At 35.5% G+C, this 19909-nt stretch carries 11 protein-coding genes and 9 pseudogenes; 7 read left to right on the top strand and 13 right to left on the bottom strand.

Annotated features, from left to right (window positions below; translation table 11 throughout):
• Complete coding sequence (locus M5121_RS13195; RefSeq protein WP_249571402.1) at positions 1–1239, bottom strand: efflux RND transporter periplasmic adaptor subunit; 1239 nt, start codon at positions 1237–1239, stop codon at positions 1–3.
• A gap of 103 nt (positions 1240–1342) precedes the next feature.
• Here M5121_RS13195 and M5121_RS13190 point away from each other — a divergent pair.
• Together M5121_RS13190 and M5121_RS13185 are read left to right on the top strand one after the other, a co-directional pair.
• A pseudogene (locus M5121_RS13190) lies at positions 1343–2333 on the top strand (IS5-like element ISAba10 family transposase).
• Between the two features lie 40 nt (positions 2334–2373).
• A pseudogene (locus tag M5121_RS13185) lies at positions 2374–2619 on the top strand (IS30 family transposase); the annotation flags it as partial.
• Positions 2620–2974: 355 nt separating this feature from the next.
• On the opposite strand, the gene M5121_RS13180 reads toward M5121_RS13185, so the two are convergent.
• The 5 genes and pseudogenes from M5121_RS13180 to M5121_RS13160 all read right to left on the bottom strand — a co-directional run.
• Positions 2975–8026 (bottom strand): tyrosine-type recombinase/integrase, encoded by a 5052-nt coding sequence (locus M5121_RS13180; RefSeq protein ID WP_249571401.1) that lies wholly within the window; start codon positions 8024–8026, stop codon positions 2975–2977.
• The gene (locus M5121_RS13175; protein WP_249571400.1) at positions 8023–8700 is read right to left on the bottom strand and encodes a hypothetical protein; all 678 of its coding nucleotides are present in this window, start codon (positions 8698–8700) and stop codon (positions 8023–8025) included. The genes M5121_RS13180 and M5121_RS13175 overlap by 4 nt, the downstream gene beginning before the upstream one ends.
• A 241-nt stretch (positions 8701–8941) precedes the next feature.
• Positions 8942–9967: pseudogene (locus M5121_RS13170) on the bottom strand (ATP-binding protein); the annotation flags it as partial.
• 71 nt (positions 9968–10038) lie between these two features.
• A protein-coding gene (locus M5121_RS13165) for an IS3 family transposase (protein WP_249571399.1) occupies positions 10039–11168 on the bottom strand; the annotation gives its coding sequence in 2 pieces (ribosomal slippage) (positions 10039–10916 and positions 10916–11168; 1131 coding nt in all).
• An 84-nt stretch (positions 11169–11252) separates the two neighbouring features.
• Positions 11253–11465 (bottom strand): annotated as a pseudogene (locus M5121_RS13160) (AAA family ATPase); the annotation flags it as partial.
• Between the two features lie 477 nt (positions 11466–11942).
• On the opposite strand from M5121_RS13160, the pseudogene M5121_RS13155 reads away from it, so the two are divergent.
• Together M5121_RS13155 and M5121_RS13150 are read left to right on the top strand one after the other, a co-directional pair.
• Positions 11943–12344: pseudogene (locus tag M5121_RS13155) on the top strand (IS30 family transposase); the annotation flags it as partial.
• Between the two features lie 701 nt (positions 12345–13045).
• Complete coding sequence (locus tag M5121_RS13150; RefSeq protein ID WP_019383599.1) at positions 13046–14356, top strand: replication initiation protein; 1311 nt, start codon at positions 13046–13048, stop codon at positions 14354–14356.
• A gap of 123 nt (positions 14357–14479) precedes the next feature.
• Here the strand turns inward: M5121_RS13150 and M5121_RS13145 are convergent, their stop codons facing one another.
• From M5121_RS13145 to M5121_RS13130, 5 genes and pseudogenes are all read right to left on the bottom strand, one after another.
• Positions 14480–15478 carry a ParB/RepB/Spo0J family partition protein gene (locus tag M5121_RS13145; RefSeq protein WP_019383598.1) on the bottom strand — a complete coding sequence of 333 codons (999 nt, stop codon included), beginning with the start codon at positions 15476–15478 and terminating at the stop codon, positions 14480–14482.
• A complete protein-coding gene (locus tag M5121_RS13140; protein ID WP_004758942.1) occupies positions 15478–16095 on the bottom strand; it encodes an AAA family ATPase in 618 nt (205 codons plus the stop codon). Before M5121_RS13140 ends, M5121_RS13145 begins: the two co-directional genes overlap by 1 nt.
• 186 nt (positions 16096–16281) lie before the next feature.
• Entirely contained in the window at positions 16282–16422 is a 141-nt protein-coding gene (locus tag M5121_RS16015; protein ID WP_019383597.1) for a hypothetical protein, read from the bottom strand.
• 63 nt (positions 16423–16485) lie between these two features.
• Positions 16486–16608 (bottom strand): hypothetical protein, encoded by a 123-nt coding sequence (locus M5121_RS15885; protein ID WP_019383596.1) that lies wholly within the window; start codon positions 16606–16608, stop codon positions 16486–16488.
• 24 nt (positions 16609–16632) lie between these two features.
• Positions 16633–17157 (bottom strand): annotated as a pseudogene (locus tag M5121_RS13130) (IS701-like element ISAba11 family transposase); the annotation flags it as partial.
• Positions 17158–17411: 254 nt separating this feature from the next.
• Here M5121_RS13130 and M5121_RS13125 point away from each other — a divergent pair.
• The gene (locus tag M5121_RS13125; protein ID WP_019383594.1) at positions 17412–17765 is read left to right on the top strand and encodes a hypothetical protein; all 354 of its coding nucleotides are present in this window, start codon (positions 17412–17414) and stop codon (positions 17763–17765) included.
• Between the two features lie 35 nt (positions 17766–17800).
• On the opposite strand, the pseudogene M5121_RS13120 reads toward M5121_RS13125, so the two are convergent.
• Positions 17801–18553 (bottom strand): annotated as a pseudogene (locus tag M5121_RS13120) (IS5 family transposase).
• A gap of 545 nt (positions 18554–19098) precedes the next feature.
• Here M5121_RS13120 and M5121_RS13115 point away from each other — a divergent pair.
• Together M5121_RS13115 and M5121_RS13110 are read left to right on the top strand one after the other, a co-directional pair.
• On the top strand, positions 19099–19446 hold the full coding sequence (locus M5121_RS13115) for a hypothetical protein (RefSeq protein WP_019383592.1): 348 nt from the start codon (positions 19099–19101) through the stop codon (positions 19444–19446).
• Positions 19430–19762 (top strand): annotated as a pseudogene (locus M5121_RS13110) (replication protein); the annotation flags it as partial. The gene M5121_RS13115 and the pseudogene M5121_RS13110, both read left to right, overlap by 17 nt.
• An 18-nt stretch (positions 19763–19780) precedes the next feature.
• On the opposite strand, the pseudogene M5121_RS13105 reads toward M5121_RS13110, so the two are convergent.
• A pseudogene (locus M5121_RS13105) lies at positions 19781–19909 on the bottom strand (IS4-like element ISAba33 family transposase); the annotation flags it as partial.

Below are 19909 nucleotides of genomic sequence, written 5' to 3'. Positions count from 1 at the left end.
TCAATTCACCGCAGTGCTACTGCTGGCAGGTGGTGCCTGCTCTGCACCAAAACCTGACCAAACGGCTTTTAGACGTTCGACCCCCCTCACAGCAACTTGAATTCCAGGTTTTAATGTGTTTCCAATCACATGACTTTGCTGCTGGTTCGCCCCCACCAATTCCACAGGCATTACCACGAAACCATATTGGTTTTTGATAAAAATGAAGTGCTTGTTATTTTTTAAAGTTAAGGCAGCACTCGGTATTACCCATGCGGTTTTTGTTGTTGGGTTATGGCTTTGAATATTTGCTTTAACAAACTGTTGTACTTTTAAACAGTTGTCCTTGGCCTGCATTTGGACTAGAACATTTTGAGATTGCGTATTGCCTGAAAGTGCTGGTGCAATTTGTTGTACCTGCCCGGTAATTTCACACCCCTCAACTTTGACCAAATCGCCAATCTGGATATATTTGCTATCCGCTAAAGGGGCTTGCAGCATTAATTGCAAAGGTAGATCACTATTCACCAACTGGCCCAGTACTGCACCGGTTTCTACATACTGACCTGCAGATACCTGTAAACTTTCTACACTGCCTCTGGCTGGACTTTTGACATACACCACGGGATTCAATCCCTGACTGCTACTTCCGCCCATAAACTGCAACATGCGTTGCTTGGCATTCAGATCAATATTCAGTCGTTGCACTACATTCTGGGCTTCCTGTACACGTTTTTCAGCAATAATCCCTTCTGCATATAAACTGCGTTCACGTGCCAAATTTTGGCTGGCTAATTGCAGTTGTGCACGAATTTGTAAAATTTCATTTTGAATCTGAATTAAATCGGGACTGTGAATAGCCAGTACAGGACTATGGAGACCAACTTCGGCTAAAGGTTGCACTAGTACCTGTTGCACTATACCCGCTACAGGACTCGTTAAGACCACTTTACTTTGAGGTGACCACTGCGCTTGCCCCTGCAAAGTCAGGGCGAGTTGTACATCTCTTGTCGCTTGTCCTAAAGTTTGTAATTGAATACCTGCTTGTTGAATCTGTGTGGGCGAAATTAAAATCTGATTACCAGACACATCTATTGTTTCTGTTTGATTGGCTACTACATTTTGTGTCTTTGATTTTTTCGTTTTATTTTTATTGAGTAGTAAACTGCTACCCCACCAAATTCCTAAAATCACCAAGACAAATGTGAAAATACTAATAAATACTTTTTTATGTCGTAATATATCCACTTGATGATTCACAGGTCTACCCTCAAAAATATTTTCCTCAGGGTAAAATCAAGTTCTTAAGATCTTATTAAGTTGGCTTTGTTGCATAAATAAATTTCATCCCCATACATGTTAGATGAATACAGAATCAAAAAACCGATACAAAACAACGAACTGGTCTGAGTACAATCAGGCTTTACGTCAACGGGGGTGCTTTCACCATTTGGTTTGATCCCAAAATGCAATGGTCTGCAACACCTACTGGAAAAAAAGGACGTCAACCTACCTACACTGATATAGCAATTCAATTTGCCCTGACGATACGAAACCTGTTCCAACTGGCTTTACGCCAAACACAAGGTTTCATTCAAAGCCTTTTTCAAATGGCTCACCTCGACTGGAATGTTCCAGACTTCTCAACATTGAGTCGGCGAGCAGATAAGCTCCAGCCACTTCTACATAAATCAGCAAAAAATCCACAGGAAGACTTGCATATTTTAGTTGATAGCACAGGGATCAAAGTTACAGGCGATGGGGAATGGGTGCGTAAAAAACATGGCGTAAACCAACATCGTCAATGGCTGAAATTACATCTTGCGACAGATGCAAACAGTGGAGAAATACAAGCGGTTGAAGTCACGACCTGCCAATATGGTGATGCTGAAATGCTCCAACTTCTTTTAGATCAAATTGATGAACCTATTGCATCTGTCACGGCTGATGGTGCTTATGACACAGTGAATTGTTATGATGCGATTTTGAAACGGCAAGCAAATGTAATTATCCCTCCTCGTTCCAATGCTGCTTTATGGGCAGAAAATGAAATTGGTAAAGCAAGGAATCATGCAGTACAAGGCTGTTGGGACAAGGGTCAAAAGCAGTGGAAACGAGATATTGGTTATCATCGACGATCCCGAATAGAGGCTAAAATGTTTGCCTTGAAACGACTTGGACAAGGTGTATCTAGTCGATGCTTTAATCGTCAGGTGGTTGACTTGCAAATAAGAGTCGATATTTTGAATAAATTGACTCAATTGGTACAGTTAAAACGGTGGCTGTTGCATAAATATCTGAAGATTAGAACAACTCTACCTTTCGTCTATTTGTGCAACAAAGCCCATCAATAATGGCTTCATTTAATGTCAGCATACTTTTTGAAACACCACCATATATTTCTGTGACCCACATTCACCCTTGCAAAAAGGCACATGCGAAAATATGAATGGTTTAATTAGGCAATATTTACCTAAAGAGATTGATTTAAACCAGACAGATCAGCATTATTTAAATCAAGTAGCCACGTCACTGAATACTCGTCCTAGAAAAGTGTTAGATTGGCTTACACCATTAAAGAAATTTGCTCAGCTTGTTGATTATCATAAGACTTTTGAAACTGTCGCACCTCATGTTTGAATTCGCCCCCTTTTAAACTCAAATATTTTTTGGGGCGGTTACCGCTTAGGCTATTTCCCATAAGGAATCATGTTGTACAGCTTCCAGCAGCAGACAGAACGCAATAGATAATGTGATTTTTTTGGCTCTGTTGATCCATAAAAAATACCTGAGTCTCTATTATTAAGCGATAAATGAGCAGCAAGAAGTTTTCCTAGTCAGGTAAATGATATTATTCATGTACACATAGCTGTCTTTAACAAATTCACAGAATCTAGCTGCACTTATACCCAAGTTGTCACTTGAATTTAGCTCAATTAGGGTAGCGCTGTCTTTTAAACCTTTGTGTAACAAAGCGTGCGTAAGTCATATTTAATTAGATTCTGATATCATCTCTAATCACCAAATATCGTACACTCAACCACGCAAGTACCCATCGCACGGCGCTCAATGACGCTTGTTGAGACATAATTCTAAAATAATTATATTTATTATGTTTCATCATCATCGGAAAAAATTGATGTTCTGTTAGGATTGAAAGCATAGGTTCATCCTCTGCGGTGAAATGCATCAATACTTTTGTTACATTACTTTCATACAACCATTTTTTTATTAACCAATTATAAGTTTCTGATTGGTTTTGTTCTAAATAATCAAATCGCTCTAAAATCTCTTGTGCAGAATTAAAATCTACAGCACTGAGTAATTCAGGCAAACGAGCTAACTTTCCTTGTGTCGATAATGGGTGTCTTCCTATATTTGAACCACGTTTACCTGAAGGAATGTTTGACATCGTAATTAAAGCTCTCTTCCAGGACTCAATATCTAATTGTGGCTGCCCCTGTCCAGAAATAAGATACCGCTCAATATCTTCAATCTTTTGAAACAGTTCGTGTTTAATTACTTTACCCGTCGAATTACCTCTTTTTTGAGCATAGATGACCCACCTCTGACTTTGTCTTTTTTTGAGTACATATTTTTCGATGGTATCTCTCAACTCATATTTTAGATTACCATTCTGTTGGTTAATCGCTTGGAAATGCCTGAATAAATTACTCCGACTCATGACTCGCTTAAAAAATGCAGTATGTAAATTGGGTTGCTGTTGTTGCATGCTATAGGCATAAGTAGCCAGAAATAAGATATGAACATAATGCTTTAATGTTGTCGATTCATGTAAATGTCCAAGCACTCGACTAATCGCCTTAATCCCTTGCCCAACCTGTCCTTCATTGCCTACTAGTGTATTAAATTGCTCATTAGATGGCATCCAAGTTTGTAGCCATGGCAGTTCTATCGTCAGCGCTTTAAAATCCACCACTGTTTGCAAACACTTTAAAGTATATGCACTTGCAAACGTATGTCTTAAATGATGTAAGCTGAGATCAACATCTCCAGTGACTTTCTTTAATATTTGAGATATTTGATCAAAAAAAGGCCTATGCTCACTGTTCTCATCGGAAATTAATATTGAATCTTTTTTATTCTTATAAATATCATCTAATCCCTTTTGAATCGTCTGGCTTAATAAATTCATCGGAACAACACGTTCTGATCCAAGTGTTTTTAACTGATGCTCACCATAAGGACGAATTCTGAGCATATCCTCATCAATATCTAAGGGCCGTAAATGAAGCGCCTCTGAACGGCGTACACCCATCGCCGCAGATAAACGAAAATGACGCTGAATCTCTAGGCGTAAAACAGTATCATTTACCCCAGACTCTACAGATTGTAATATTTGAACGATCTGCCGCACTTCATTTTTTGAAAAAACCTTAGCACTTGCTTGATGCGCTGTACGCTTGTGTAACTTTATACGATCATCATTTAATTGAATTAAAAATTCTCTAAAGCGATTCCACGCAGCGAGATGCTTGCTGTGTGGAAAATGCTCTTGCGTCAACTCCATCCATTTTTGAAATACATCTTCATCAATCTGGCTATCTTTTGTTAAATCTTCTGAAAACCCCAATATACCTGCACTGACGATGGCCAAATGTAGATGAATCATATTTCGATTCTGTAGACTTAACTCTTCTGCATCACAGCGTAAAATCAACCATTGCACAAAGCACGTTAATAAATTGACTGAGTAGTGATTCGTTTTATTATTGGCAAGCTGTTCAAGCCAAATGCTTGATCTAGACTCACCTTTTAGTTGCTGAATCATCGCTAAAATATCAGACAAATGTAGTTGCTCATCGCCTATTTCTATTTCACTTTCTGGCTCAGTGCTATCTAAACCTGTGGTTAATTTTTCATATTCGGATAAGCGTAATAATTCATTTATTGAAAGATCTTCAGTCAGGACTTGGCCTGCTATATAACCTGCAATTAACGGAGTGCTATTTAACATCACATTTTGCTGTAAAGCTTTCAACCATTGAGCTAATGATAGAGTTGACTTAATCCCTATTTGTTTTAAATATGTATTAAAACACTTTTGCCAAGCCGTTCTTTGTTGATTTCTTGACTGTGCTAAAATCTCTTTTAATCGGGGCTGTAGATACTGTCGGTCTACTAAAATTAAAGTCGAGACATAAGGACTTAACAGTACTGTACGGCGTATCTTCGTCACAGATCTATCATTATTCACTGTCAGCTCAACGAGCCGACTATTCCCCATAGCGACTATATGTTGATCAGAAGCAATAAACTCCAACATCGCTTGTAAATGGCTTACCCTGCACAGTTGTGAATACATGGAGAGTACAACCAGCAAACGTCCTATTTCAACCTCACAATTTTGATGTTCAGGTAAATGTTCTAAATCCTTCTGAATAAGATCAAGTAAGTTTTGTTCAATATAACACCATGTACTAAAACTATTTTCAGATGTCAGCCATGTACGATTAGCTTTTTGAGGAAGTTGAACGAATAAAGGAATTTTCGTTTTATCGCGAATATAAGCACAATATGCCTTGATCGCTTGTGGCAAATCAATGTTTGTATTTTTAGCTAAATGGGAAGCTAATACATGTCCAAGCTCGAAAGATACGTTTGGCTCAGGATTTTCCTCAAAAATCAACTGACAATAGGACTCATACTCTGAGTTTTCCAGCCATTCTTTTACATCATTTTCTGAATATTGTATTCTCGGCTTCGTCTCTGCTTGAACTGTTTTAATCTCTTTGGTTACAACAAATGTTGGAATATTCAGGTTTTTAAAAAAATCAAAAACATCAAGACATTCGAAACCTAACTGTTTTTGCAGGTTTTCTTGTACATCAAGCCACTGTTGTTTAAATGTTGATACAGGAAATACTGATAACATATCCCATGGATAACGACCGCGTACCCAGTGCCCAAGTCCAGCATCCTTGAACCGTCCAGGTAACTGATTATTATCAGAGCGAACCAGCTTCCGTGCCCAATTTCTACCTAAACCTTCAATCTGATGAGGATCACAAAGTTGCAACGCATAAGATGATAAATCAACACGTGGTTCAACTTGATCCCCCAGCATTCTCATCAAACCACGTAAAACTTGAATCTGTTTGATAAATGCTGCCGTCAATGGCACATAACGATCGGTTGATTCATCTTGATGATGTTTATCTTGAATCAATGCCCAGCCTTGCTGACTTATCCACTTTGGAAAGGGTTGCTTAATCCCCCGTCCTGCAGTTGCAAGATTCATCCATAATTCTGTATACAACGTTAAGTTATCAAAGAGCGTCTGCCAATCTTTCTGTTCGGCAGCCTGATTTATTCTCTTCTTTATTCGTGTAATTTCATTTTGTATTTCAACAATCTTTATCCCAGTCGGGCTACCCACGCGTTCACTAGAAGAGTGCATATATTCAGGAATATCAATTTTTATCGTTCTTAAACAATCAGCCCATAACTGCTCAAGTTTCCTCTGTTCAAAAGATGCATAATGAATTAAGTTATCATAATTCCGACCTGATGCATTCGTCACTGCTTTAACGACAGCTAAATCACCTTGGCTATGCTCATATAACAACCGTGGAAGAAGATCTTTAATGCTTTTTAGGCTGATTTCTAACTCTTTCGGCACACTGTTAATAAGTCTTCTAACTTCGCGTTCAACTGCCGGTTGACGGGTTTTAATCGCAAGATTTTTGACTTGATTCACCAAATCATTGAGCTCACTTGGTAAAACCAAATGTAATTTCTTGGTCCATGGCACATGAAATTTAGACTCTTCTGGCTTTGTTTTGAGTGTCGGTGTGCCTGCTAAAACGCTCAATACGTATGCAGATAAAGTATGATCATACTGAATAGCAATATTATTCTGATCAGTATTTTGACTAAAACACGGCGCTGTTAATTCAGTAACCGAACGTCCAGTGAGTAAACTCAATATCAAAGCTAATTTTGCGCGTAAAATTAAGCTGGTATCAGCCTTAGATGGTTGACAGAGCCTAAACACATCTTGAATCGAATTTAATGACAATCGCCATTTGGTCCAAACTAAACCAACATTTGTAGCTTCAACATGCTGAGAGGTAGACTTAGATGCATAAAACCCTCGAATTAAATCGGATTGTTCGGCCAAAAAAAATGTAAACAATGGCTCCAATGGTGTTTCATCTTCTTCAATCTCATCATACTCAAATACTTCAGAGACTAGACCACGATGAATTTCATCTACATCCTCTAAAGGTTGGATAGCAATACTTAATGAGCCGTATCGTTGCAAGATCAGTTTTTGATGCTTTAACCCTATACGGTGTAAAAACTCTCGACGTTTTTTCTTATTTTTTAGTCGATTCTTTTGCCAAATTTGTGATAAAAAGAGCTTTAATGCATAAAAAACTTCATTTAATCGTTTGTCTTCAGAACCAGCGGACATCAAATGAATCAGTTGTTTCGGTCCGTTTTTAGTCAGTAATTTTTCGACTTGTTCTAAAATATCCTCATTACTTGGATCACCCAACAGCCTGATCGCTAAAAAGGCGTTATACACACGAGATCCTTTTTGATCTTTCAGCTTTATGCTTCCATCACCCTTTAAATAATGACTATAAAGCTTTAGAGTGTGTACATTTTTTTGAAAGTGAAATATTTGCTCTAAAAACCAAATGATTACAGTATCAAAACGCTCATTATTTCGACTTAGTCCTGCTTGAATCAATAGCAAATCACAAATTCCACTGTCTCCAGTGTATGGACGTAATGGCGTGAGTTTATGTTTGTTTCTATCTGTTGTTTCTGAGAAAAAATGTGAATGTTGATCAGAATCCTGCAATCTACTAATGATCTTTAACGTATTAAGCTCATCACGAAATTCTGGTAATTCATCATCCCCAATCAATGTGAAGATTCGCTGACAAATGACAACGATACCGGCTAAGCTATAATGTGCACGTAATAAAAATAATGCTCGGAGGAGTTTTTGTTCTTCTATAGGGGAATTCTGGTTTATCCATTCTAGCAGTTGCTTAAAATAAATATTCATAGCCCACTCCTAAGACGATAGATCCATGCTTTCCCAAAGTCTGTTAAAGCTAAAGCAACTTCTGCAGTTGGAGCCACGCGAACAATTTGCTTTTGATATTTTTGATAAAGTTCTTCTAGTTGAGGTAAAAGCACAAAAAAGTCAGCTATGTGAAAATAGGGTTGCACAGATTTTCCAAGCTCTTTTACTTTAATTTTTTCTAATGGCAAAAGCTTCTGAGAGATATAACCTGCTAAAACATTTTCGATTAAAAAAGTACCACTAACCACCGGTGGTGCCCAATCTACCAATTTTTGAACAAAGGAAATCGGTAGTTTTTTTAAAAAATGCTGTGTATGAAAAAATAAAGGCATTTCTTCTAGATCTAAATGCTTTAGTCGAAGTTCTTTTGCAACAACCATCTTATCCTGCACTTTATCCACTTTATCCACTTTACCCCAGTGTCTTCTTTTCACACTGTCCTTTAGAGTTTTTACATCACATAAATCACTAGCGACAGCACGCAGTAACTTACGATATGTCGCGAGCAGTAGTAGTGCTTGATTTTTAATTTCTTCTGAAAACCTACTCTTTTCCCGATTAAGTAACATCATTTTCAAAACTAAAACAGGGCATGGTTTTTTAAACCTGCCCTCAGATATTGTTAATGCATCAATGAGCAATGGTGTCATCATTTTTTCTGCAAGTTAAGTTATTTTTAGCGTTGAAATAATAGACTAACATAGTCCCAAAATAAATAAAATTAAATCAAACAAATTTAAGATTTAATAATAAAATATTTGATTTATATAATTTATTTACTAACTTTATTTTTATATCAATTTGTAGAGCCTGTAAATTGTTTTGACTCTTGATTAATCCTAAAAATATCTATGCTTTGATCAATAATTTAGCTGTTAATCACTAGGTTCCAGTTCACTTATTTTCAGACAGTAACCAATCGAGAGCATTCATTTTTACAATACCATTATAATTGGCTTCAGTACCTATAGTATCTAAGGTCAATAAATACTTGGGATACGAGTCAGAAACTTTCTGCAATGGGCGTAACTCTCGGGCTAATGTTTCTTCATTCAGTGTTTCTAACGCGACTTGGTAATAAGTTAAATTCTGTAACGTATCAACAGCAACAAAATCAATTTCATATTCATCAAGTCGCCCAACATAAACAGTATAGCCTCGTCTGACGAGCTCAAGATAAATCACATTTTCTAAAATATGGCCTTGATCAGCATTTGCATCAGGCAACATAATTCGGCGCAAGCCAACATCAACTAGATAGTATTTTTCAGAGGTTTGTAATAGCTCTCGCCCACGTACTTTAAATTGTGCTGCACTATAAAATAGTAAACTATCCTGTAAACCCTGAATATATCGTTTTACTGTTTCAAATGAGATCTTAACTCCACTTGAAACAAAGGTATTTTTAATTTTATTAATAGAAATAGGTGAGCCCGTAACACTTGCCAAATACTTTGCAACACGCTCCAAAGCGTTAATATCTGCAGTATTCAAGCGAGGAATAACATCCTTAAACATGACACTCGCATAGACTGCTTGTAAGTAATCATAGGTTTCCTGCTGATTAGTCATTGCAAGTGTATAAGGGAAACTACTGCGAGTGTACATCGCATACAAATCACGATTGGATAATTGTTGGATGGTTGGATTATTTTCAGTATGCCATTGTTTAAACTCTTGGAATGACAGAGGTAAAACATGCTGCTCGATATAACGCCCTGTAAGTAACGTCGCTAATTCCCCACTCAAAAAGAATGCATTTGAACCTGTAATATATAGATCGATATAGTCACGAATATATAAAGAATCGACTACTTTTTCAAAATTTTGAACATGCTGTATTTCATCTAAAAAAACATAGTTTTTTTTGTTTTTATCGACTTTCGAAAGTACATAATCGTGTAATTTACGATAATCGGTGTGATGTGGTTCCGTTAATTAGACCACTCAATTCAGTTTTATAAGTGATAAATCCGCTCTAAATATTTAAATTATGCTGCCATTACTTTTAGTAAATGTTGATCATAAAATTCATTTGGTGTTGCCTTATTCAAACTTGAATGAGGACGTATCGTGTTATAAAAATCCAAATATTCAGCAATTGATTGTTTCGCTTGTTTAACCGTATCGTAAGCCTTCAAATAGACTTCCTCATGCTTCACGCTGCGCCATAAACGCTCAATCATCACATTATCTCTCCACCGTCCTTTCCCATCCATACTGATACTGATATTTCGCAATTTTAACTCATTCAAAAATGCCTCGCTTGTGAATTGACTGCCTTGGTCTGTATTAAACACCTCTGGACAACCATATTTCACAATTGCTTCTTGCAACGCATCTATGCAAAAGTCTGTTTCCATACTGATCGATACACGATGAGCCAGTACTTTACGACTATGCCAATCTATAATTGCACACAGATAGACAAAGCCTTTAGCCATAGGAATGTATGTGATATCTGTACACCAGACTTGATTAGAGTGATCGATGACCATGTTTTTCAACAGATATGGGAAAATACGGTGTGCAAGATTAGGCTTACTGGTATTGGGTTTTGGATACAAGGCATGTATTCCCATCAAGCGCATTAAACGTCGGACTTTACGCCGACCTATTTGATGCCCTTGACGCTGTAGCATATCTCGTATCATTCGACTGCCCATAAATGGGTAGTCGAGATGAATTTCATCGATCAGACGCATCCAACTCAAATCAGTTGATGAAATCTCTTTGGGCTTGTAATACAACGTACTGCGATTGATTTGAATCAATTGCGATTGTTGTCGTACCGAAAGTTGATGGGTCTTATCGATCATTTTTTGCCGCTCAGCTGCCCTATTTTTCTGAGCGCACCTTCTAAAAAATCAATTTGCAATGCCTGATGTCCTATCTTGGCATGTAGAGCTTTGAGGTCAATCTCAGGTTCTTGTTGTGCTGTTGGTCGTGAAAAAATATTGATTGATTGCTCAAGCAGTTGATTTTTCCAATCGATGATTTGGTTTTGATGTAAATCGAATTGAGTAGAAAGTTCAGCGAGTGTGTGGTCGCCTTTAATTGCTGCGAGAGCAACTTTAACTTTAAACTCTGCTGAATGATTACGACGTTTTCTTCGTGTCATGGTTGACTCCAAAAACAAGCATTTCCCATGCTTATTGGGGAGTAGATTATCACTTATAGACGTGGTCTAAAATCCTAGAACCACATCAGTGAGTTCTTCAAATTCCATATATTCGAAATTAATAGCAATGATATTTTCATCTTGTACACCTTGCTCTTTTAGATCTTGTTGGAACATCGCTAGTAAAGTAGATTTTCCAGAACGACGTACACCCGATAGTACTTTAATGAGATCACGGTTTTTCCATGTATTCAGAAATTTCAGGTAGCTTTCACGTCGAATATTATTCTTTATCATTATTTACACTTAGACTCTAAACTTTTCATATATCTTATCAGAATTTAGATCACATAAGAAATATTCTTTGTTTTCAAGAAAAGTTTAAATTCTAATTGAAATATTTAAATTCCTATTATCGCAGGTGTTAGAGGTGCTATAGACAATAGATTTTCACTGGAATATTTTTTTCAAACACGATATAGAATATTACGTCTATGTAGATACTAAGCTGTTTTTAAAAAATCAGAGATGGTCACATCTAAAACTATCAGCCAATCACACAGTCCAGCACCATCCATCTTCCAACACAGCAAGAATCTTGTGAAACGAAAGACCAGCTGCAAATCGAACTGGAACGTGTAGAAAACAGTATTGTTCAACTCAATCACGAAATCAGTATTTACCAACGCTATGCCGATCAATTCCCACGGCTGTCGAATGCTCTTCATTATTCCTGCATGAATCACAGCCAAAATAATTTAGAACTACTCGAATGTGAAACGTAAGAGTCTATATGTACATATGGTTCATTTGTAGCAAACGAGAACCTCAACTAAAACGATCTCGTGTCCTTTAGAATGTTTGCGTAGCAGTCATGCTTATAGTGTGACTTTTGATAATGGTAAGGAGTTTTCAGAGCATAGTATGATAACAGATGCATGCATAGACACTTACTTTGCGGATCCATAAAAGTCTAATCAACGCGCTAAAAATGAAAATACGAATGAATATTTACCAAAATCCTTATCGTTTGATGATGTATCAAAAGAGCGAATAGAATAGATAGAGTTTGGTCTAAATAATCGTCCTAGAAAGATACTATGTTGGTATACACTCAGTGAAGTGATTGCTGGTTTTTATAGTGTTGCACTTGTTGCTTCAATTCGTCTTATTTAAAATTTTATTAAAAAAATTAAATTAAAGGTTTATAAGTATTTATATATGTTTATATATGTTTAATAAAGTTTATGAGGATATTTTTATATTTAAATTCAAGTGGTTATTCATTAATAACCATACGTTTTGTCCGTTCAACCATACGTTTTGTCCGTTCAACCATACGTTTTGTCCGTTCAACCATACGTTTTGTCCGTTCAACCATACGTTTTGTCCGATAACCATACGTTTTGTCTCAATTTATCCACAAAATTATCAATAGTAAAAATTCTCTTAAAGTGAATATACAAATATTCATTGCAGTTAGCACAATAAAAACTATAACCATGAATTTTTTCTATTCCAAATAAATGATGATGTTTTAAGCACTATCAATACGTTTTGTCCGATGTACATGCTTTTTTATTGAAGATTGGTTTTTCTTTCTATTGATATATTGGATTATTTTACTTATTTTTTTTATTGTAATGACATTAAAAGCATTTAATAGCAATGCTTTGAGCTTATTTGAATTTTATTTTTGATATAACCATACGTTTTGTCCTGTTCTCATTATTTATTAGATTATATGAAATGACCATACGTTTTGTCCGTTGTTGATAATTTTATTAAATATCTGTGAATAACCATACGTTTTGTCCGTAAGCTAAAAGATATATTTTTATTGATCTGTTTGCTTTCATTGTTGATTTCAATACAAAATGTTATTAATGTATGGTTATAAAATTGTAACCACGGAGTTTGGTTTGAAAAGTACAGAATTAATAAAGCCTTCTTCTCGTCGTGTTCAATACACTGATTTAGTGGCTACACGTAATGATATGACCACTGCAAATTACAGTTATGAATCTAATGAAGAAAAGCTAGTGTACTGTGCTATGGTTGCTGTGCGCAAAAATGAACTAAATAAAAATATGCGCTTTGATCCAGATGAGTTAATTACGATTAGTGCAGCTAATTTTGGTGAATTGATTTCAGAAAAAGATTTAGATAAAGATGTTGTCACAGCAAGTGAGCTATATGAAATTCATCGGTATGGTGAAAAGGCCTTGCAGCGTGTTTATGATAGTTATAAGCCTAAGGTAATGTTGATCAAGAAAAAAGATGATCCTACACCAATTAAGGTACCAATGATTATTTATTGTCATTATAGTAAAGAAACTAAATGCATGCAGATTCGTTTTGCTAGAGAATTTTATAATTACTTCTATAACTTAATTAATCCGACAGGTATGACGCATTCATTTAGTACACACCAAATTCGCTATGTTATGCGGATGCGTTCTAATTATGCCATGCGGATTTATAGGATTCTCAATTCTGAATTATGGAAAGCTGAGTCATTAGGTATTCAGCAAATTCATGATATAAGTTTGGAAAGATTGCGTTTTGCTTTAGATATTGAAGATAAATATAAACTAATCGATAACTTAAAAAGCCGTGTTTTGAATGTTGCTAAAACACAAATTAATAAGTTAAGTAATCTTGAAATTGATTATGAAACGATTAAAAATGGAAAATTTGTTGTAGGTATACGTTTTACTTACAAAATGAAGGAAGAGCATAGAAATCTAATTTTTCAACGTATTATTGATCGATTAAAAGAAAAACATCTTAAAAATGCAATTCCATATAGTGATGATGGATCACACTTTAAAGATAAAGAACGCGTTAAATATATTAAACCAGTCACTAAGTTGAGCTCTAAGCAAATCACAGTTTTAGTGAATTGTGATGTTTTCTTAAACGATTATGGTTGTTTTTTAGGTGATTTGGATACGATTACAGCTAAAAAAACGATGCGTAGCTTATTAACAAATAAGTTAGATATATTGAATGATCATAAACTTATTGATCTGGATTACTATTTTTGGATACAAGCAAAACGCAATATGAATATCTTTAAAAAAGATGCGTCTGAAGATAATATGGCAGAGCATGAAGATAAAAATATTGCAGATTCTGATATGGATGAAATTTTAGATCCTGCAGAAGATCAACTACCTTTCTGATGATAACCTTTCTTATGTATCATTTTTTAATCTTATATATATGGTAAATGGTAGTATCCAATATCAATCTATAACATATTGGATACTCAATTATAAATTTCCACTGTGGAAATTTATAATTTTTTATACCTTATCGTCTAAATCAGCAAGAAAAGCTTCTAGTTTTTCAATTTTTTCTTGATTAAATTCAGCATTTAAACTAGTACGAATATTTACGACTGTCTTCCCATTGAGATTTTTTTCAATCTTAATTGAGCCAAATTTAAGACCATTTTTATCTTTTAGTACCATTTTATTAATTTTAGACGTATTTGTGATATTTTGTTCTTGCTTTTTAGCTATCTCTTGTACAGTTAATGCTTTTTCTATTTCGTAAATGAATTTTTTTGATGGACGATTAGTTTCTGTAAATTCATTTAGATATTTTTTCCATATATTAAATGTGGCAGATTCAACCAATTGATGATTAAATTTTAAAACGAGTTTATTTAATTCGGTTAACAATTGTTGTGCAGTTGCACCTGAAATAGCTTTTGGATTTATTTTTAGATCTTCTTTTATATAATCTGGAAGTTTATAAAAGCTCATTAATCTAAAGTATTTAGATTGATCTAGTTGATATTTTTGAGTGATAAATTCTACATTTTGTATAGAGTATCCAAACTCATTACAATGTTTTTGTATGGCGTTGACTAATTCAAAATCACTAAGATCCGATCGATGTAAGTTATCAATCAATGAAATTAAAGCTGTTTTTTCCTTGGATTTATCATCTCGAATAATTGCACGAATCGTCTTATGCTTTAATATATCTCTAACAGCTCTAAACCTTTTTTCTCCACCGACGAGCTCATATCTTTCCTCTTTTTTTATAACAACAATAGGGTAAATTTGTCCATTCGTTGCAATACTCGTGGCAAGAATTTCAACTTCCTGTAAAACTTTATCTGTAATAATACGAGGTTGATGCTCTGAGAAGTCAATAAGTTCTATAGGTACATCAACAATATTATTTTCAATTGATGATATTAATGATACTTTTCCTGTTCCTGCTGCATTAATAAATGCCTGCTCCATTTCAAGAGAATCATTAAAATCGACAATTAATGGTTTTTTTGCCATTACAGGATCTCCACCAAAAATTCATTTAATTCATCTTTTGCTTTGCTGCTACCCATTTCTAATACTGATTTTCCTTCGATCATCGCATCGCGAAATTGTTTGCGATCACGCAAAATTGTATTTAGTGTTTTAACAGACTTGACTTGCTGTAATAGCTCTAAAGCAGCATCAATTTCTGTAGATTTATTATTAGTTGGGGCTTTATTTAACACCACAAATGTTTTTAAATTTTTATTCACTTGTTTTGCTGTATTTACTAATCTTAGAACAAAAGGTAGTACTTCAATATCTGTTTGACTAGGTTGTGTTGGAATAATAAGAACATCTGCTGTTAATAATGCTGAACGAAATTCAGCTGAATCACGCCCTGCAACATCCAATACAATATATTTATTATTTTGTTTTAATTGTTGTAATTCTTCTTTTAAATTATCTTTAAGAGCAATGGTTGTAATAGAATCTTGTAGTCTACGTTTACTCCATTTTATAGAGGATTGTTGATCATCTCCATCTACAAGAGTCGTCTTGCCTTTTTTACTCAGAGCAACAGCTAAGTTGGTTGATAGCGTTGTCTTTCCAACACCACCTTTTTGATTTGCGATTACGTATATTGTCATGGGTAATATATATAAAAATTAAATTTATATTAGCATAATAAAAAAATAAAAAAAATATTTTTAAATTTCCACTGTGGAAATTTAAAAAATCAAATTATCTATAAGCCTAGTTATTATCTTTTTCGGATTCAATAGGCTTTGTTGCATAAAGAATTTAAAAGTAAAGCTTCCCCAAATCACTCAAATTTAAGTGACAACTTGGGTATGAGGTCGACCTAATTCTGTAAATTTATTGAGAACTGCCAGACGTGCATGAATCTCATCATTTTTGATGGCACCTGCTTCTTTTATTGAAAGGATAAGATGATCAAATAGGTTGTTATCCATGGAATTGCTCTTTCACATTATTGATGCAGGATCGAATTTTTTATTGGGCTGAAAGAATTCCGCCTAAAACTCAACGCCTAAATCGACTAAAGACGGATCACTTTCAAACGCTTCCTTCAGGACTTGCGCATCACTATCAGGAACACTATCTTTTAGCGCTAATTTTATACAAAAAAATGAGGGCATTAGGCCCTCATTTTTCTTACTCTATTTTCTTATGGTTTTTAGATTTGCAGTCGATGAATACCAACTATCACCTGTAATAAATTGAATCTTTGCACCCCAACTGAGTACTTCACTTAACATATCCATAAAGTAATCATTCTTGGTTTTACTTTCAGATTTGTCATAAATTCGGAAATTAATTGGAATATTTTGACCATTTTGATCTGTCGCATACAAGGTAATGAGATTAATACCCTTGACGGATCGGTGGTGTTTGCCTGACCAAAAATAGCTAACTAAGTCCATATGCTGACTATACGGTTTATCTAAAACAGTATCATCAATACTGACTATAAGTTTATTATTATCAATATGTTGAATTGCTTCTTGATATAGGTCGTGAGGTGTGTAGTCTTCACGCTCTAGAAAGCGATTTACACTATCATGCGAGATGTTATAAGTCTCGGCAAGTTGTGTGCAGCTAATAGAGTTCGGTTCTGTCATGAGAAAGCCCATATAAATGGGTAGAGTACAGGTTGCTGTAGAAGCATGTTTAATTCGTCTAATCACAGATACTTTATAAAGCATTTTAATACTTTTTTGAATCTGTCAATGCGTAAGTCCTATAAAGAATTAAATCAGGCTCAGTTCAGCTTTTACATTCGACGCATTGAGATGAATGAATGCCTAATGAGCTGTTAATGAGAAGATTGAAATTTGCAAAGGCTGATTTAACGCGAGCAAACTGAAGCTCCCTCTTCTCCAGTAATATCCTATTAAATGCGATAGAATAAATAATCAGCAAAGCTCAGCAGGTCGCTTGGATGAACCCAGCAAGTACAGCAACGGTTTTAGCAGAAGCCGTATTGAAAACCGCGAATTTACTTGGTCTTAGCAATACTCAACTGACTGCTGTGATGGGTCTCGATCTCGCTTCGATGAACCAAATCGAATTCTCAGCTGTATTAGAACCCACATCTGCACAAGGTGAAGCTGGATTATTACTGATTCGTCTTTATCAAAGCTTATCAACACTCACGGGCGGTGATTCTGAATGGATTGATTATTTTATGAATGCATTCAATACCGCAACCGATGGTGTCCCGACTCAGCAAATTCAAACCAGAGAAGGCTTAGAGAAAGTCTTAACAGTTGTTGAAGCCCTAAACAATCGATGATTTATTTAACTCATTCTTTTAGGGTCTGTTGAGAATTACCGAGAGTTAATTAAACTCGCGCATAATTGAATCATGGCTTCAAAACTCGTATCTGTTTTACAACTACGCATCGCTATACGTTTAAATTCTTTTAACTTACAGAAATAGTTTTCAATGAGATGACGCCATTTATACATAATCGTATCAAATGCTCTCATTACTTTTCGATTAGATTTGGGTGGGATCACCACTTTCACTTTACGTTCATTGAGTTCTTGAATAAGCCAATCTGCATCAAATGCTTTATCCGCTAGTAATGCTTGAAAATCAACATCTTCAATTAAAGGTTTGGTTTCTACTCAATCGTGATATTGACCAGGCATTAATCGAAACTTAATGAGGTTGCCTAGACTATCCACTAAGGCAAGAATTTTACAGGTCATTCCACCTCGAGATTTACCTATAGATTGTTTGAAAGTCCCCCTTTTTGCACCTTGCCCATGTCGATGAACTTTAACAATCGTTCCATCAATCATGGCGTATTCCAAATCAACATCTTCATTTACAGATGCAAAAATAGTTTCAAATACACCAGCTTTCACCCAGTCACGGTATCTTTTAAAGACGGTATTCCATTTACCAAAATGAGCAGGTAGATCACGCCATGGACTGCCTGTACGGGCAATCCAGAGGACTGCTTCTAAAAATAATCGATTATCTTTTCCACTACGACCTCGATCGGTCACTTTACCTAGGCAAAAAGGTTCCATTTTTGCCCATTGGGCATCAGTAAGTATGTATCTATCCATAGTACTATTATAAATTAATCAGTTGCCTTTGTTAATTCTCAACAAGCCCTAGCAAATCAGCTTCAATTTGCTTGATTAGAAATTCTGATCATCAATCATTAGCATCACTTCCGTTAAAAACCCATCAAACATTAAAGTTTGTGCTCAATACGCCACCATAAACATGGTTCATAATCAAATTTCCAGCCGTCAGAAATTTAAAATATCTCCAGCAGAATCAATCAATTAATTAATTAATGTTAAGATATGTAAAAAGATCCAATCACAGCGTTGACAGCTTAAGCGATACCCAGTTAAGCTAATTGGACACAGCAAAATCTGTGTTCAGGCGTAGGAAACCTGATAATATCTACAAGCGCAAACAAATGTCGCTTATGCGACTATTTTTTTGTCTATTGTTTAGCTGTCGTTATGGCGGCTTGACAGGACAGCTTTATGCTGGCCGTACCTTGTAGAACGGTATTTCCTACTCCTGTTAAGCTGCCACCATCACCGTAGGAAAGTGCTGGCGGTAAGTGTTAAAACTTATCTACAAGGAAACGACTATGAACGCAATTCTTCATGGTGCAAACACTTGCACACCTAAAAAACAAGCCTCGCAACTGATTGTTGAACTTGGCAAATCAATTTCAAATCCTCAGCGTCAAACACTCGCCAATCTTTATATTGCTGTTGACACTGCAAACTCCTTACTCAAAGAACTTGAACAAGCACATCAAATCATTCATCAATGCATGCATGAAATGACTGATGAGCAAATTCTTGAAGTTGCAAAGCTCAATCAAAATAACAATTTATCATCGCTCTGGGCATTTCGTACACATCAACGTCACAAGATGATTGAACGTGCACAACGTGTTCTACGTGGGGCGAATCATGTCCAAGACCAATAATAATAACCTCCTGATTTCTGGAGACTATCCTCTGATTGCTTCGCCAACGCTTGCAAAAGCGTTTGGCGTGGCTGCCGCCAATTTTTTACAGAAGCTGCATTACTTTTTAGAAAATAACGAAGGAAAAACCTTTAATGGAAAAAAGTATTGGTTCCATAATTATGAACAGTGGCAAACCACGCTCGGTGTATATAGCATCTCAACGATTAAAAGAATCGTAGCAAAGTTAAAGCAAGCTGGAATTCTTGTGATTGAAAAATTGGCACAGAATAAATGGCTACAAACCAATTTCTATACAATTAACTATAAGAAACTCCTCTGTACACGACAAATTTCATAGAGCCCTTGTCCTATCAGGCTTTTTCTTTCTTAAAATTGCTAGCACTTTCTTAAATTCTTCTTTTTTTCCAAAACCAATCAAACGTAGAATAGCCATTTGAACATAGTCCAAACCGTAGCGAAA

This window comes from Acinetobacter sp. ANC5681 (assembly GCF_023488045.1).
In the GTDB taxonomy this organism is placed as follows: domain Bacteria; phylum Pseudomonadota; class Gammaproteobacteria; order Pseudomonadales; family Moraxellaceae; genus Acinetobacter.
The sequence above is the reverse complement of the archived record's forward strand: the minus strand, read 5'-3'. Positions and strand labels throughout refer to the sequence as shown.

What these genes read in the sequence shown, in the direction of transcription:
- M5121_RS15885 (WP_019383596.1), bottom strand. Translation starts at nt 16,608, where the DNA reads ATGCCCTCATTTTTTTGTATAAAATTAGCGCTAAAAGATAGTGTTCCT.
- M5121_RS13175 (WP_249571400.1), bottom strand. Translation starts at nt 8,700, where the DNA reads ATGATGACACCATTGCTCATTGATGCATTAACAATATCTGAGGGCAGG.
- M5121_RS13150 (WP_019383599.1), top strand. Translation starts at nt 13,046, where the DNA reads ATGTTATTAATGTATGGTTATAAAATTGTAACCACGGAGTTTGGTTTG.
- M5121_RS13140 (WP_004758942.1), bottom strand. Translation starts at nt 16,095, where the DNA reads ATGACAATATACGTAATCGCAAATCAAAAAGGTGGTGTTGGAAAGACA.
- M5121_RS13180 (WP_249571401.1), bottom strand. Translation starts at nt 8,026, where the DNA reads ATGAATATTTATTTTAAGCAACTGCTAGAATGGATAAACCAGAATTCC.
- M5121_RS13125 (WP_019383594.1), top strand. Translation starts at nt 17,412, where the DNA reads ATGAACCCAGCAAGTACAGCAACGGTTTTAGCAGAAGCCGTATTGAAA.
- M5121_RS13145 (WP_019383598.1), bottom strand. Translation starts at nt 15,478, where the DNA reads ATGGCAAAAAAACCATTAATTGTCGATTTTAATGATTCTCTTGAAATG.
- M5121_RS13115 (WP_019383592.1), top strand. Translation starts at nt 19,099, where the DNA reads ATGAACGCAATTCTTCATGGTGCAAACACTTGCACACCTAAAAAACAA.
- M5121_RS16015 (WP_019383597.1), bottom strand. Translation starts at nt 16,422, where the DNA reads ATGGATAACAACCTATTTGATCATCTTATCCTTTCAATAAAAGAAGCA.